A 14825-nucleotide genomic window follows, 5' to 3' on the forward strand; every position below is an offset into this window, starting at 1 on the left:
ATTCCTGACATCGTCACCGTGTCTCGCGCGATCGCGGCCGCCCGTCGGTTGCCACGACCGCGATCCCGGGCGGAGCGTGGATGTGGGGCGAGCCCTTCCTGTCACGGTCCACGACGTTTCCTCCTGCTCTTGACGCTCGACGTCCTGGCCGCGCGCACGGCTGACCCGTTGCGAGTTGCCGCGGCGATGACCGTCTTCCGGTTCGAGAGCTTCAATCGGGTATAGCCGAGCAGGCGTTCCATCGCGGCGCGCGCCTTCTCGGGGTTGGCGCTCTCGATAGCCCGCGCTGCCCCCACGTGGTTCGGCAAATTATCCTTGAACCAGCCCCCGGGGCTCCCGACGGCGACGGTGAAGACGGTGCTCAGGATGGTGTCGATCGCGCTGCGAAAGCCCTGCAACACCGGGTTATGGGTCGCATCCAGGATGGCAAGATGAAAGGCCTTGTCGGCGGCGAGGGCGCTGGCCTGGTCCTTTGCGGTCTGCATCGCGGCCAAGGCCGTATCGATCCGCCAGCGATCGTTCCTTGTCGCGCGTTCGGCCGCAAGCGCTGCGGCTGCAGGCTCGATGATCGAGCGCACCTCCTGGATTGCCAGCAGGAGGTCGCGATCCGGTTCGTCCTGGCCGACGAGCCAGCTCAGCACGTCGCGATCGAGCAGGCTCCATTCGTGGCGCGGCAGCACTTGCGTGCCGTGGCGCGGTCGCACGCTGACGAGGCCCTTCGCGGCGAGCGTCTTGATCGCCTCGCGCACCACGCCGCGCCCTACGCCGAAACGGGCTTCGAGTTCCGGCTCCGGCGGCAGGGTGGTACCGACGGGAATGAGATCCTGGGCGATCTCGCGGCCAAGCGTCGTCAGCACGGCGCGGATGCGGCCGGGCTTGATCAGTTTGTCGGCTGGGCTCGGCCGCGCTCTTGCCACCGGTTTGTTTCTCCCCGCCGGCCTCTCGCGGCCGGTTCATTTGTATTGGCCGCCGCCGGCAGCTTCACAATCATCCGATGTTTAACATCGGATGATTGCGTGGGGCGAGCGCAATTGTCGCAGGAAGGCTGTATTGCGCTGCGATATGGCGCCAGGCCCGGAGCGGCTACCGCGCCTCGTCCAGCGTACAGACCACCGTGCAGACCACGCCGCGCGGCAGGAAGTCGACGGTGGCCTCGCCGCCGAGCTGGTCGCGTGCGCTGCGCTCGATCAGGCGCGAGCCGAAGCCGCGCTGTACCGGCGCGGTCACCGGCGGTCCGCCGATCTCGGTCCAGATCAGGCGCAGCCGCGGTTTCGGAGCATCGGCGATGATCTCCCAGTCCAGCGTCACCCGGCCGGTCTCGTTGGACAGCGCGCCATATTTCGCGGCGTTGGTGGCGATCTCGTGCACGATCATCGACAGCACCACGGCGAGCCGCGGCGACAGCGGCACGGCGGGTCCGGCCATGCGGATGCGGTCAGGACTGTTCATCAGGAACGGCTGAAGCGCACGGGCGATCACCTCCCGCAGCTCGGAGCCCGCCCATTTCTCCTGGCTCAGCAGATTATGCGCTTCGGCCAGTGCGCCGAGCCGTCCCTCGAATTTCGTCCGCTCGTCCCGGCTGGCGCTGCGGAAGGTCTGCACCGCGATCGCCTGCATCAAGGCCAGCGTGTTCTTGACGCGATGGTTGAGCTCGTCGATCAGGAGATTGTGCAGCATCTCGCCGCGCGCGATCGTGGTTGCCATCCTGACCGCGAAGGTCAGGCCGGTCAGCAGCAGGATGCCGCCGATCAGGCTGGTGATCGCGATGTTGCGCCAGAGCGGCGCGATCAGGGAGCTTTCGTCGACGCCGGCGGCGATCGTCCAGCCCGTCAGCCGCGATCGTGTGTAGGCCGCGGCCAGAGCGATGCCGTCGAGCGACACCGTCGGGAGCGATGCCTCGCTGCGGCGGAACATCTCGGCATAGAGCGAGGGCGAGGGGCGTTTGCCGAAGGTCTCGCTGGGGTTCGGCGCGCGTGCAAACACGATGCCCTTGGTGTCGAGCAGAGTCACCGTCCAGAGCCGGTCGGGCCGCTGCTTCTCCACCAGTTCCTGAAAGATGCTGATCGGTGGGCTGAAGCAGAGGTCGTAGATCACCTCGCCGTCGCGGAACACCGGAACCTCGACGGTGAGCACCTGCCGCCCGTTGATCGCGCCGGTGAACAGGTCGGAATATTGCGGCGACCTGGTCGCAAAGACTTTTTCGACGATCTCGAGATGGCCGCGTGGCGGCAGGCTAGCGGTGTCTTCCGTTGCGGAGGAAAACAGCAGCCGGCCCTTGCGATCGGAGATCAGCACCAGCCCGCCCTTGCCATATTGGTCGAGGAAGCCGAGCGCGATGCGGCGGAAGTTCTGGAAGTCGTCGTTACGAAGCGAATTCGTCAGTGCAAGCACTTGCAAGCCGCCGGTCATCCGCTGCACCTCGGAGTCGAGCACGAGGCGCATGCTGCGCACGTTCTCCAGCACTCGGCGGGTCGCGTCGCTTCGATCCTGCTTGTAATTGTAGAACACAATGCCAACCGCAAAGACGATCAGCGGCAACATCGTTCCCGTCACCAGAAGAGCGAGCCGGACCGGCAGGGTGAGCTTTGACAAACGCGGGCGTCCCGGTTCCGGCGCAGCGGCGCCGGATTATGATTTTGGGCAGACCATACGTGCGAGACTTGCGTGGCGCCATGTTTTTCGCAGATGGCGAGCGGTTCGGAAACGAGATGTTGCAGCGCAGTCCGGGATGTCCGCGCCTGCAGCGTTGATGCTAACTGCATTGTCCCTGCCCGCGTTCGCAGCCGACGAGTTCTACGTCGTGCAGGACGTCAAGACGAAGAAGTGCACCGTCGTCGACAAGAAGCCGACGGACATGACGATGACCGTCGTCAGCCCGTCGGGTACGATCTACAAACCGCGGACCGAAGCTGAAAGCGGCATGAAGACCGTGAAGGTCTGCACGTCTAACTGAGGAGCAAACTGAGGAGGATGACAAATGCCGGTAATGATCTTGTGGGCCGTGCCGGCCGTGCTGGTGATCGGCGGCGGCATCTATCTGATCGGGCATATGCACTAGGCCAGCAGTAACGGGCGAGCGGGTCCGTGCGTGCAGCGCACAGGTCCGCTCGTGGTCCGCCTCCTACGAGAGTGCGACTGCGCCCATACGGACTGGCCGCGCCGGCAGGAGCGCGAGTTGCAGTGCAGCAGGTGTGCCGGGCGTAACCCTGCGACGAAGAGTACCTCCAGCGCACGCGAAATGACTTCCGTCCGGCCGACGTTTTTCATACGCTTCCATTTCGCAAGCCGCATACCGGCTGCGCTCACGGCCCGGCTACAGGGCCGGAGCATCAAAGGGAGGGGAGACGATGAAGCGAAGGTCATTTCTCGCTGGTATCGGTGCGACCACTGCGGCGGCCACGATTGGGATGCCGTCGATCCTCAGGGCGCAAGCGCCGATCTCGCTGAACGGCGCGGTCCAGTTCAACGACGACCACGCCTTCAACCGGGCACTGCTCCGGTTCGAGGAGCTGGTGAAGAAGTACTACGGCAAGCCCGTCAACTTCACCCTGCACAGGAACTCCTCGCTCGGCCTCGAGAAGCAGTATTTCGAGTACATGTCGCAGGGCAAGGCGGTCGATTACGGCATCGTCTCGCCGGCTCACATGTCGACCTTCGCCAAGGCCGCCCCCTTCATCGACGCGCCCTTCGTGTTCAAGGGCATCGAGCACATGAACAAGGTCGTCGAAGCCAATATCCTGGCGCCGATCGCCGACGAGGTCGCGGCGAAGGCCGAGGTCGTCCTGATCGGCTATTCCGGCGGCGGCATCCGCAACATCTTCGCCAACAAGCCACTCAAGAATCTCGCCGATCTCAAGGGACTCAAGGTTCGCGTGCAGGGCGCGCCGATCTGGTCGAAGACCTTTGCGGCGGTCGGCATGAGCCCGACGGTGATCGCCTATAATGAGATCTACAACGCGATCCAGAACGGTGTGATATCGGCCGGCGAAAACGAGGCGGCCGGCGTCGAGGCGATGAAGTTCTACGAAGTCGCTCCGCATCTCAACCTGACCCAGCACGCCGTGTCGATCCGGCCGATCTGCTTCTCGGTGAAGACGCTGAAGACCCTGCCGAAGGAGCTGCAGGACGCGATCATGAAGGCCGGCAAGGAGGCCGGCGACTACGGCCGTCAGCTCGAGTCGAGCGAAGAGGTCGTCAAGCTCGACACGCTCGAGAAGGCCGGCAAGCTCAAGCGCGTTCCCTTCGAGGAGCGGGACGCCATGAAGAAGCTTGCCGACCCCGTGATGGCCACCTACGCCAAGGAAATCGGTGCGGAGGGCATTTTCGAGAAGATCAACGTCGTCTGAGGTCTTTGCGTCCGCCGACAGCACGTCCGGGCAAGCCCCGCTTCTTGCCCGGAGCTGGCGGATGAGCTGCTGCACGGAGCCCCAATGTCTGAAATGCCCGTCCCGTCCACACCGTCGCTGTGGCGCCGCGTATCGGCGGCCTATGCGAAGCTGCTGGAATTCCTGCTGGCCACCTGCGTCGGCGTCCTGGTTGTTCCGGTCACGCTGCAAATCATCTCACGCTACACGCCCTTCATTCCGTCCTACATCTGGACGGAGGAGATGGCGCGCTTCCTGTTCGTCTGGACGATCATGATCGGCGCCATGGTCGGCGTGCGCGAAGCGCAGCATTTCGAGGTCGATGTGTGGCCTGACCTGTCGCGGCGGTCGGAGGCCGCGGTGCGAATCCTCGCGCGGCTCGGCATACTGGCGCTGGCGCTGGTGTTCGTATCGGCCGGCCTCGAGTTCACCCGCTTTGCCTGGAACAGGACTTCAGAGCTGGCCGATCTGCCGCTTTGGCTGATTCACGTCGCCTGGCCTGTGACCGGCGTGACGTGGATCATCTTTGCGGGTGAACAGATCATCGATGAAATGCGCATTCTGGTTGGGGCAGGGCGATGAGCGGCAATGTACTCTCCGCCGGACAGGCCGCGATGGTGCTGTTCGGGGTTTTCATCGGCCTGCTCATCGTGCGCGTGCCGGTCGCCTTCGCGCTCGGCCTTGCCTGCGTGCCGATTCTGCTGATCGAGCCTCATCTCTCGATGATGATGCTCGCGCAGGAAACCTTCAACGCCTACAATTCATTCATCCTGCTCGCGGTGCCGTTCTTCCTGCTGACGGCCAACCTGATGAGCATCGGCGGCATCACCGATCGCCTGGTGGCGCTGTCGCGCTCGATGGTCGGGCACTGGCCCGGATCGCTGGCGCAGATCAATGTCGTGCTGTCGGTATTCTTTGCCGGCATCTCGGGCTCCTCCACCGCTGATGCAGCGAGCCAGTCAAAGATCTTCATCGATGCACAGACCAAGGAGGGCTACGATCTCTCGTTCTCGATTGCCATCACCGCGGTGTCAGCGGTCCTGGCGGTCATCATCCCGCCGTCGATCCTCATGATCGTGTGGGGCGGGCTGATCTCGACCTCGATTGCGGCGATGTATCTGGCCGGCATCGTGCCGGGTTTGCTGATCGCGGGCGCGCAGATGGCGACGGTGCACGTCTATGCAGTGCGCCGCGGCTACCCGACCTATCCGAAGGCAAGCTGGGTCGAGATGCGATGCGCCATCTGGAAGTCAATTCCGGCGCTGATGACGCCCTTCATCATCGTTGGGGGCATTCTGCTCGGCTGGTTCACCGCAACCGAGTCCGCCTGCGTCGCGGTGCTATATTCCGTCGCGCTGTCGGCGTTCTTCTATCGGGAGACAGGCATACGGGAATTGTACAAGGCCCTGCTCGACACCGGGCGCCTTGCCGGCGTGGCTCTGTTCTGCGTCGGCACCGCAAGTGCGTTCGGCTGGCTGCTCGCCTACTACAAGATCCCTCAGGAGCTGCTGGCCAACGTCTCGACATGGGGCATGGGCACTGTCTCAGCCGGCTTCTTCATCGCCTTCTGCTTTCTGGTGGTGGGCTGCTTCCTCGACGCCATCCCGGCGATCGTCATCGTCGGCACCGTGCTGGAACCACTGGCCAGGTCCGTCGATCTCCATCCGGTCCAGTTCGCGATCATTTCCATCGTGTCGCTGGCGTTCGGACTGGTGACGCCGCCCTACGGCCTGTGTCTGATGATCGCCTGTTCGATCGCCGGCGTGCGGCTGCGCTATGCTCTGAAGGACACGGTGATCATGCTGATCCCGATGCTGCTCGTGCTCGCGGCCGTCATCGTCTGGCCAAGCGTGTCGCTGTTCCTGCCGCGCCTGATCGTGCCGGAGATGCTCAAATGAGCGTCTGATGGCGCGATCCCGCGGCGGTGGGCCGCGGGATCGGCTGGATTGGTTACAGATTGCTCTCGGTGATCGCGGCGTAGACCATGCTGCGCAGCTCGCGCCGGATCGGGTAGGCGCTCGACGGCAGCACCTGCGTCATGAAGATCGCGATCAGCTCTTCGGCCGGATCGATCCAGAACGAGGTCGTGGCCGCGCCGCCCCAATTGTATTCGCCGGGGCTGCCGGCGATCAGCGTCTCTGCGGGGCGCATGGTCACCGCGAAGCCGAGACCGAAGCCGATGCCGGTATAGGCGGCCTCGGAGAACAGCGAGCGCGACACTTCGGGCAGGGCGCGGCCGCCCGGAATGTGGTTGCTGGTCATCAGGGCCAGCGTTTTCGGTCCGATCAGCCTGATACCGCCGAGCTCGCCGCCGTTGAGCAGTGCGCGGCAGAAGGTGAGATAGTCTGCGACCGTCGAGCAGAGGCCGCCGCCGCCGGAGATGAAGGAGGGCGGGGTGAGGAACGAGCTCGTTGTCGGATCGTCCTGAAGTGTCAGGCCTTCGCGGCGCTGGCCGGCATGGAAGGTCATGCCGCCACCGGGATCTGCGGAATAGCAGGCCGCGAACCGATGCGCCTTGGAGGCCGGCACGTGGAAGTCGGTGTCGGTCATGCCGAGCGGGTCGAGGATGCGTTGCTTCAGGAATTGCTCGAAGGGGATTCCCGAGATCTTGCCGACGAGATAGCCGAGCACGTCGGTTGCGACCGAGTAGTTCCAGGCCTCGCCCGGCGAGAATTCCAGCGGGATCTTGGCCAGAGCCTCGATCATGGTCTGGAGCGTGCCCGACTTCTCGACCTCGCCGATCTTTTCAGTGCGGTAGGCGGCATCGACATTGGAGCGTTGCTGGAAGCCGTAGGTGAGGCCGGACGTGTGGCGCAGGAGGTCGACGATCAGCATCGGCCGGGACGGCGGCCGGGTCAGAAAGGCCGGCGAGTTGCCGGCGATGAACACGCCGAGATCCTTCCATTCCGGAATGTATTTGGCGACGGGCTCGTCGATCGCGACCAGGCCTTCCTCGACCAGCATCATGAAGGCGACGCTGGTGAGCGGCTTGGTCATGGAATAGATGCGGTAAATGGTGTCGTCCTTGACCGACAGCTTGCGTTCGACGTCGGCAAAGCCTTGAACCGAGCTGTGCGCGACCTTGCCGCGGCGGTAGACGAGAAGATGCGTGCCGGGGAAGCGGCCGGCATCGATGTACCGTTTCCTCAGATGCGCATCGATGCGGTCGAGCGCGGCCTTGGACATGCCGACGGATTCGGGCGAGGCGGGGGTGGGGGCGAGCATCAGTTCCTCCGGGCAGTTTTGTCGGTCCGTTGATAGCCAAATGACGGCCCCATTCCAAGCCGCTCGCGCTTAGCGCGAGCGGGCCGACTGGTGTAGGCTGGCCCCTGGAACGCCTCCAAGCCCCCCGGGGCCAATGAGAAAACGCAGGGCAAACCATCATGACCCAGTTCAACGAGACTGATCTCACCCAGGCCGTCGTGAAGAGCTTCGACAGCACGCCCAATCCGCGCGCCAAATTCCTGCTCCAGGAACTGGTGAAGTCGCTGCACGATTACGTGAGCAAGACGGGTCTCACCTTCGAGGAATGGGACTACGCCATCGATTTCCTGACCCGCACCGGTCAGAAATGCACCGACACCCGCCAGGAGTTCATCCTGCTGTCCGACGTGCTCGGTGTCTCCATGCTGGTCGACGCGGTCAACCATCGCGACCGCGACGGCGCCACCCAGACCACGGTGCTCGGCCCGTTCTATGTCGGCGAGCACAAGGTGACCGCGCACGGCACCGACATCTCGCCGAACAATCAAACCGGCGAGCGGATGTTCGTGCAGAGCCGCGTCACCGACCTCCAGGGCAAGCCGCTGGCCAATGTCCCCGTCGACGTCTGGCATGCCGATGACGACGGCTTCTACGATTCCCAGAAGCCGAACTATGACGAGGTCGGCGCTTCGGCGCGGGCGCGCTTCATCACCGATAACGACGGCCGCTTCTTCTTCCGGACCATTTTGCCATGCAGCTATCCGATCCCGACCGACGGCCCGGTCGGCGAGATGATCGTGCAGACCAAGCGTCATCCGATGCGCCCGGCGCATGTGCACTTCCTGGTCAACGCGAGGGGATACGAGCCCCTGATCACGCACGTCTTCATGGACGGCGACAAATATCTGGATTCCGACGTGGTGTTCGGGGTCAAGGATGATCTCGTCGCCAAGGTCGAGCCGCGCAACGATCCCGCGATGCCTGACGGCTCCAAGGCGAACGGTCAGTGGCATCTGATGACCTACGAATTCCACCTCAAGCCCGGCGGCGGCATGGCGCCGACGCCGCTCGGGGTGAAGGCTGTGGAGCGGGCCTGATGGCCCGCCGGAATGCCGGGGCAGTCCGGGCGCGTACGAGTTGGGCCATCCACGCAAGTCGTCAACCTACCAGCGATTAAACCTACACTTGGTCGACTGATCCCGATTCACCAACCCAAGTCTACCTAGGTATGGTCACTTCATACCTGCGCGCGATGGCGCCGACCAAGTGCTTGGTGTTACCGATGCATCCAGAGTGGAAAGCAACGGAACCGGCCCTGTGAGCCGGCAGTTGCGGGACAAGGCCGGCGGCGTAGCGCCCGCCGGCCCTTCTTCCGAACTAGCGGGCGCTTTGCCGCTCAACTGATGCTTATTGCCATGGTTGGTGCAGAGAGTACACCATGAGAAACATCGCCGATCTCTTGATGCGGTTCTGGCAGGGAAGCCGACCCGCGTCCAATACTCAGATTGCGGCTATGGCTGAAAGCCAAGATCGATCCAGCATGGCTGATTTTGTCAGGATCCTGCAGGCCTACGATCAAGCCCCGTAGGGCCGACTGCGTCAGTCCGTGATACGGATGTCAGAGCAAGTCAAGACGCCGCCTCACCGCTAGACGGGCCCGTCAGCAACGGGCAGCTTGAAGTCTCCGAATTCGGTCGGTGTGCGCACAATGCGTTGCGATCACCGGTCAGGGTTTGGGACCCATTCCTCCGCGGTTGCGTCCCAATGATGGGTGTCGTCGAAGTGTTTCCAGAGTGGCCGCCTCGACTTACTTTCACCGGTCTGTCGGTTTGCATTCGGTGCGCGGAGTTGGACGACGAGCGCCCCAGCCTTCATCACCCATTCGCGAGCGTTATATCGGGAGTTCCATCTGATTGCCGCGAGCATTGGATGCCTCCTTCAAAGTAAGAAGCCTTCGCCACTTTAGCCCGAGCCAAGACCCCAAGGATGTAAACCACTTCACAGTTGGTCAACATCTTCGGCATGGGTCACGTTGCCGCGCGATCAAAAGGCACGCGGCGAAACGCAGCATTGTGCTTGCGCGCGAAGGCGCGTCCTTTCTGAGAAAGTGTAGTCTATCGCTGATGGGCGGCGCTCGATAGAGGCCAGCGCATGCTTGAGCTTTGGAACAGCTGGTACGACACCCTTGCCTCGGTGGAGGCGCTCGCCACGGTCATCATCATTGTCCTAGTGGCTGCAGGCGCTATTACGCTGGCAGATAGTCGGCGCCGATGAACGCGTCCGACAAAAGATTGATCCAGGGGAGACCTCGATAGAATTTCCCCATGACCGCCAGAAGCTGACGCTTCGGCCCTAGCGGGCGTGCAGCAGCGCCAGCAGCACGACGACGGCGCAGGCGAGTGCCGCGGAGGTCAGCTTCCAGAACATCAGCGGGCTGCGCTCCAATAGCGGCGTGATCCGCGTGTCCAGATAGGCTGGATTGGGCGTGCGAAGCTCGAAGACGAATTCGGACAGGTCCTCGTGCCGCTTGTAGGGATCGGGATGCAGCGCGCGGCGGAGCGCGCCGTCGATCCAGGCCGGCACATTGCGGTCGTCGTCGGCGGAGCGATATTTGAGCCTCCGCACGTCCGCCTTGCGCCGGGTCCTGGCAATCTGGGCGCCGTAGGGAAGCTTTCCGGTCAGCATCTGGTAGCAGATCACTGCCAGCGAAAACATGTCGGAGCGCGGCGAGCCGCCTTGCCCGAGAAAATACTCCGGCGCCGTATACTGAACCGTGCCCAGGATTTCGTCGGCCTCGTCCCGTGGCGCAGCCTCCGCGACGCCCGCAACCCTGACCGATCCGAAGTCGATGATCTTCGCGGTGCCGGTCTTGTCGATCAGGATGTTTTCGGGCCTGAGATCCTGATGCAGCATCTCCATGCGGTGGAAGGCGCGCAGGCCCGCGGCGATCTGCTCAATGATGCCACGCACGGTTTCGAGATCGGGGCGCGGATTGTCGGTCATCCACTGCTTCAGGGTCTGCCCCTCGACGAATTCGGTCGCGACATAGAGATAATTGCGGCGCCGCGACTGCGACAGCGGCTTCAGCACGTGAGGGCTGTCGATCCGGCGCGCGATCCACTCCTCCATCAGGAAGCGCTTGAGATAGGCGGCGTTGTCGCGCAAATCGACCGACGGCAGCTTGAGCGCGACCGGCTCCTCGGTCTCGGCATCGACGGCGAGATAGATGTGGCTGCGGCTGCTGCCGTGGATCTCGCGGACGATGCGGTAGCCGTCGAACATCGCGCGCGGCTCCGGCAGCGGAGGCAGCGGCAATTGTGACGTCTGATTGAAGATGCCGGCCGGCTCGCGCTGCGGCACCGCGTCGATGCGGATAATCTGGACGGTGATGTTGTCGTCGCTGCCGCGCCGGTAGGCTTCCTCGACGATCGCCCTTGCCGCACCGTCGAGCTCGTCTGCGTGCTCGTTCAGCGCGCTCGTGATGAAGCGCGCGTCGACGAATTCGTAAGCGCCGTCGGTCGCCAGCAGGAACGTGTCGCCGGCCTCGACCTCGAACGCCAGGTAGTCGATCTCGAGCTGCGGATTGATGCCGAGCGCGCGGCCGAGATAGGTCTGCTCCGATGACACGATGATGCGGTGATCGTCGGTCAGCTGCTCGAGCGCCTTGCCGGCGACGCGGTAGATGCGGCAGTCGCCGACATGGAAGATGTGCGCGGTGGTCGCCTTGATGACCATGGCGCTGAGGGTGCAGACATAGCCCTTGTCGCGGTCATAGGCATATTGGCTCTTGCGCGTCTGCGCATGCAGCCAGGAATTGGTGGCGTCCAGCACGCGGCGGGCGGAGGTCTTCACCGTCCAGGATTCCGACGTGCAGTAATAGTCCATCAGGAAGCTCTTGACCGCCGACTCGCTGGCGATCTGGCTCACGCTGCTAGAGGAGATGCCGTCGGCGAGGACCGCCGAGATGCCCTTCAGGCCGAGCAGCGGCTCCTCTGGAATGAGGACGCCGTGAAAGTCCTGGTTGACGGGCTTGCGGCCCTTGTCGGAGTGCTGGCCGACCGAAATCAGGAGTCCGCGGGTCATCGTCATCACCAGGAGAGGGGAGCCTCACCCTGCTCGGGCGAGGCTCCCCTGTCGAGACGTATTCGATCAGGCGGCGACGCGGGGCTTTGCAGCCTTGTCGACCTGGCGCTTCGGCAGGGTCATGACGTGCGTGGCGTAGAGGGTCATGCCGGTGAAGGCGAGGCCGCCGACGAGGTTGCCGAGCACGGTCGGGATCTCGTTCCAGATCAGATAGTCGAGGATCGAGAACTTCGCGCCGAGCAGCAGGCCGGACGGGAACAGGAACATGTTCACGACGGAATGCTCGAACACCATGTAGAAGAACACCAGGATCGGCATCCACATCGCGATGACCTTGCCGGGGACCGAGGTCGAGATCATGGCGCCGACGACGCCGGTCGAGACCATCCAGTTGCAGAGCATGCCGCGCAGGAACAGCGTCGCCATGCCGGCCGCACCGTGCGCGGCGTAGCCGAGCGTCCGGCTTTCGCCGATGATTCCGATGGCGGTCCCGACCTTGTCCGGCGGCTGCGTGAAGCCGAAGGTGGTGACGAAGGCCATCATGAAGGCGACCGTGAACGCGCCGGCGAAATTACCGATGAACACGAGGCCCCAGTTGCGCAGCACGCCGCCGATCGTGACGCCAGGACGCTTGTCGATCAGGGCAAGCGGCGAGAGCACGAACACGCCGGTCAGGAGGTCGAAGCCGAGGAGGTACAGCATGACGAAGCCGACCGGAAACAAGAGCGCGCCGACCAGCGGCTGACCCGTGTTGACGTTGATCGTGACGGCGAACCATGCGGCGAGCGTGAGGATGGCGCCGGCCATGTAGGCGCGGATGATGGTATCCCGGGTGGACATGAAGATCTTGGACTCGCCCGCATCCACCATCTTGGTGACGAATTCCGAAGGCGCGAGATACGACATCAATGGTTCCTTTTGCTTCGTAAGAGAGGTCGACGCGCACCTGGCGAGAGCGCGGCTGAACATCTTTGGCCGTGCGGGCTGGCTTGCCGCGCACGAGCGGTATGGAGAGTTGGAAGCCGTGAGAATCGCGTCACGAGGACTGAGCCGGTGAGGGCCGCGAAGCAGTGAGCTTCCGGGATGCAGCCGCCAGAGGCTGCAACAATGCGGCGAGCCGCAGTCTTCGTTGACGGCCCAGGAGAAGCAAGTCGCGTGCCGTTCGGGCCAACGAGAAAGATCAAGCAATCTCAATACGATGTGTTGCTGCTTGGTTGGCTGCCGACGTGCCCCGAGCCTTTTGCCTGGGCTGCTGCACAAGTTTTGTGCGACGCACAAGGATTGAGCAGGCCGCAAATTTCGCGTGCGGAGCGGGGGTGCGGCAGTCTGGCGCGGTCACCGTAACCCCTTCATTGTCCGCCATTTTTGGCGATGAAGGGCTTGGCATGAAGCTTGAATAGTTCCGTGCCGACGCCATTGAAGCCGTCCCGCGAGACTTCTCATCCGACTTGCCGACGCCACCAGACGGGGGTCTCCCCCGTCGTGCGTTCGCATGCGCCAAAGACGGCGCCGCCGGACGGACGGGCTGCTCGTGTGCACTGACGCCATCAATTCTGCAACGACGCAAAGGACGACATATGACCAAGCGCACCCGCAGGCCCTCGGACAATGGGCTCAGCCGCCGCCAATTGTTGAAGGCCGCAGGCTCTACCGCCGCACTTCTCGCCGCCGCCAAACTGAATTTTCCCGCCGGCGCCTTCGCGCAGGACGCTGGCCCCGAGGTCAAGGGCGCCAAGCTCGGCTTCATCGCGCTCTCCGATGCCGGCCCGCTCTTCGTCGCCAAGGACAAGGGTCTGTTCGCCAAATACGGCATGCCCGACGTCGACGTGCAGAAGCAGGCCTCTTGGGGCACCACGCGCGACAATCTCGTGCTCGGCTCCGAGGGCAACGGCATCGACGGCGCGCATATCCTCACCCCGATGCCGTATCTGATCTCGGCCGGTAAGGTGACGCAGAACAACCAGCCGACGCCGATGTACATCCTGGCCCGGCTCAATCTCGATGCGCAGTGCATCTCGGTCGCCAAGGAATATGCCGACCTCAAGGTCGGCGTCGATGCCTCGCTGCTGAAGGCGGCATTCGAGAAGAAGAAGGCCGAGGGCAAGTCGGCCAAGGTCGCGATGACCTTTCCCGGCGGCACGCATGACCTCTGGGTTCGCTACTGGCTCGCCGCCGGCGGCATCGATCCGGACAAGGATGTCGAGACCATCACCGTGCCGCCTCCGCAGATGGTGGCCAACATGAAGGTCGGCACCATGGATGCGTTCTGTGTCGGTGAGCCCTGGCCCGGGCAGCTGGTGCACCAGGGCATCGGCTATACCGCCGTCACCACCGGCGAGATCTGGAGCAAGCATCCGGAAAAGTCACTCGGCATGCGCGCGGCCTGGGTCGACAAGAACCCGAAGGCTGCGAAAGCGATCCTGATGGCGGTGATGGAAGCCCAGCAATGGGCCGACAAGATGGAGAACAAGGAGGAGCTCGCCACCATCATGGCCAAGCGCCAGTGGATCAACTGCCCGGTCGAGGACATCGCCGATCGCGCCAAGGGCAAGTTCGATTACGGCCTTTCCGGCAAGGTGGTCGAGAACTCGCCGCACATCATGAAGTACTGGCGCGACCATGCCTCCTATCCATTCCAGAGCCACGACCTCTGGTTCATGACGGAGGACATTCGCTGGGGCAAATACGAGGCCGGCTTCGACAGCAAGGCGCTCATCGCCAAGGTCAACCGCGAGGACATGTGGAAGGATGCGGCCAAGACACTCGGCGTCGCGAGCTCCGACATCCCGACATCCACCTCGCGCGGCAAGGAGACCTTCTTCGACGGCAAGGTGTTCGATCCCGAAAATCCGGCAGCCTATCTGAAGTCGCTCGCGATCAAGCGCGTCGAAGTCTGATGGAGCCAGCGGCCGCCCATGGGCGGCCGCATCGTCCTTTGCAGCCGGAGAGATATTGCGATGAATATGCCTGCCACGAAGATTGAGGTCGAGACCGCGTCGCCTGCGGCCGTTGCCGCACCGGTCGTCGCGCTGACACCGAAGCGCCCGCCGCGCGCTGAAGCCTATGCGCGGATGGCGCGAGAAACTGCCGTGCGCGTGATCCCGCCGCTGGTCGTGATCGCGCTTTTGACGCTGGTGTGGGAGCTGGTCTGCCGTCGCGCCGGCTCCGCGCCGC

Annotated in this window: 11 protein-coding genes and 1 pseudogene; 7 read left to right on the forward strand and 5 right to left on the reverse strand. The window is 63.6% G+C overall.

Annotated features, from left to right (window positions below):
- Positions 1-101 precede the first annotated feature (101 nt).
- Together IC66_RS0106000 and IC66_RS0106005 are read right to left on the reverse strand one after the other, a co-directional pair.
- On the reverse strand, positions 102-917 hold the full coding sequence (locus tag IC66_RS0106000; protein ID WP_038947002.1) for a FadR/GntR family transcriptional regulator: 816 nt from the start codon (positions 915-917) through the stop codon (positions 102-104).
- A gap of 166 nt (positions 918-1083) precedes the next feature.
- Positions 1084-2541: a sensor histidine kinase gene (locus tag IC66_RS0106005; RefSeq protein ID WP_049806466.1), complete on the reverse strand. Its 1458-nt coding sequence runs from the start codon at positions 2539-2541 to the stop codon at positions 1084-1086.
- Between the two features lie 187 nt (positions 2542-2728).
- Between IC66_RS0106005 and IC66_RS0106010 the strand changes: the two genes are divergently transcribed.
- From IC66_RS0106010 to IC66_RS0106030, 4 genes are all read left to right on the forward strand, one after another.
- Positions 2729-2953, forward strand: a complete 225-nt coding sequence (locus IC66_RS0106010; protein WP_038947004.1) for a hypothetical protein — start codon at positions 2729-2731, stop codon at positions 2951-2953.
- A 394-nt stretch (positions 2954-3347) separates the two neighbouring features.
- A complete protein-coding gene (locus IC66_RS0106020; protein ID WP_018322778.1) occupies positions 3348-4346 on the forward strand; it encodes a TRAP transporter substrate-binding protein in 999 nt (332 codons plus the stop codon).
- An 84-nt stretch (positions 4347-4430) separates the two neighbouring features.
- Positions 4431-4946 (forward strand): TRAP transporter small permease, encoded by a 516-nt coding sequence (locus tag IC66_RS0106025; RefSeq protein WP_038947005.1) that lies wholly within the window; start codon positions 4431-4433, stop codon positions 4944-4946.
- Positions 4943-6262: a TRAP transporter large permease gene (locus tag IC66_RS0106030; RefSeq protein ID WP_038947006.1), complete on the forward strand. Its 1320-nt coding sequence runs from the start codon at positions 4943-4945 to the stop codon at positions 6260-6262. Before IC66_RS0106025 ends, IC66_RS0106030 begins: the two co-directional genes overlap by 4 nt.
- A gap of 52 nt (positions 6263-6314) precedes the next feature.
- Here IC66_RS0106030 and IC66_RS0106035 read toward each other — a convergent pair whose 3' ends face one another.
- Positions 6315-7589, reverse strand: coding sequence for a serine hydrolase domain-containing protein (locus tag IC66_RS0106035; protein ID WP_038947007.1), 1275 nt, complete (start codon positions 7587-7589; stop codon positions 6315-6317).
- Between the two features lie 158 nt (positions 7590-7747).
- Between IC66_RS0106035 and IC66_RS0106040 the strand changes: the two genes are divergently transcribed.
- Positions 7748-8665, forward strand: coding sequence for a dioxygenase family protein (locus tag IC66_RS0106040; RefSeq protein ID WP_028143051.1), 918 nt, complete (start codon positions 7748-7750; stop codon positions 8663-8665).
- A 1255-nt stretch (positions 8666-9920) separates the two neighbouring features.
- Here IC66_RS0106040 and IC66_RS0106055 read toward each other — a convergent pair.
- Together IC66_RS0106055 and IC66_RS0106060 are read right to left on the reverse strand one after the other, a co-directional pair.
- A complete protein-coding gene (locus IC66_RS0106055) occupies positions 9921-11657 on the reverse strand; it encodes a bifunctional protein-serine/threonine kinase/phosphatase (protein WP_049806465.1) in 1737 nt (578 codons plus the stop codon).
- A gap of 60 nt (positions 11658-11717) precedes the next feature.
- A complete protein-coding gene (locus IC66_RS0106060; protein ID WP_028144315.1) occupies positions 11718-12557 on the reverse strand; it encodes a formate/nitrite transporter family protein in 840 nt (279 codons plus the stop codon).
- 671 nt (positions 12558-13228) lie between these two features.
- Here IC66_RS0106060 and IC66_RS0106065 point away from each other — a divergent pair.
- Both IC66_RS0106065 and IC66_RS0106070 read left to right on the forward strand, forming a co-directional pair.
- Positions 13229-14548, forward strand: coding sequence for a CmpA/NrtA family ABC transporter substrate-binding protein (locus IC66_RS0106065; RefSeq protein WP_028144314.1), 1320 nt, complete (start codon positions 13229-13231; stop codon positions 14546-14548).
- A 60-nt stretch (positions 14549-14608) separates the two neighbouring features.
- Positions 14609-14825, forward strand: a pseudogene (locus IC66_RS0106070) (nitrate ABC transporter permease); the annotation flags it as partial.

This window comes from Bradyrhizobium genomosp. III (genome assembly GCF_000261705.1).
In the GTDB taxonomy this organism is placed as follows: domain Bacteria; phylum Pseudomonadota; class Alphaproteobacteria; order Rhizobiales; family Xanthobacteraceae; genus Bradyrhizobium; species Bradyrhizobium ottawaense.

Excerpts from the sequence above, each read along its gene's own strand:
- IC66_RS0106055 (WP_049806465.1), bottom strand. The coding sequence starts at position 11,657 with ATGACGATGACCCGCGGACTCCTGATTTCGGTCGGCCAGCACTCCGAC.
- IC66_RS0106025 (WP_038947005.1), top strand. The coding sequence starts at position 4,431 with ATGTCTGAAATGCCCGTCCCGTCCACACCGTCGCTGTGGCGCCGCGTA.
- IC66_RS0106065 (WP_028144314.1), top strand. The coding sequence starts at position 13,229 with ATGACCAAGCGCACCCGCAGGCCCTCGGACAATGGGCTCAGCCGCCGC.
- IC66_RS0106040 (WP_028143051.1), top strand. The coding sequence starts at position 7,748 with ATGACCCAGTTCAACGAGACTGATCTCACCCAGGCCGTCGTGAAGAGC.
- IC66_RS0106005 (WP_049806466.1), bottom strand. The coding sequence starts at position 2,541 with ATGTTGCCGCTGATCGTCTTTGCGGTTGGCATTGTGTTCTACAATTAC.
- IC66_RS0106010 (WP_038947004.1), top strand. The coding sequence starts at position 2,729 with ATGTCCGCGCCTGCAGCGTTGATGCTAACTGCATTGTCCCTGCCCGCG.
- IC66_RS0106060 (WP_028144315.1), bottom strand. The coding sequence starts at position 12,557 with ATGTCGTATCTCGCGCCTTCGGAATTCGTCACCAAGATGGTGGATGCG.
- IC66_RS0106030 (WP_038947006.1), top strand. The coding sequence starts at position 4,943 with ATGAGCGGCAATGTACTCTCCGCCGGACAGGCCGCGATGGTGCTGTTC.
- IC66_RS0106035 (WP_038947007.1), bottom strand. The coding sequence starts at position 7,589 with ATGCTCGCCCCCACCCCCGCCTCGCCCGAATCCGTCGGCATGTCCAAG.
- IC66_RS0106020 (WP_018322778.1), top strand. The coding sequence starts at position 3,348 with ATGAAGCGAAGGTCATTTCTCGCTGGTATCGGTGCGACCACTGCGGCG.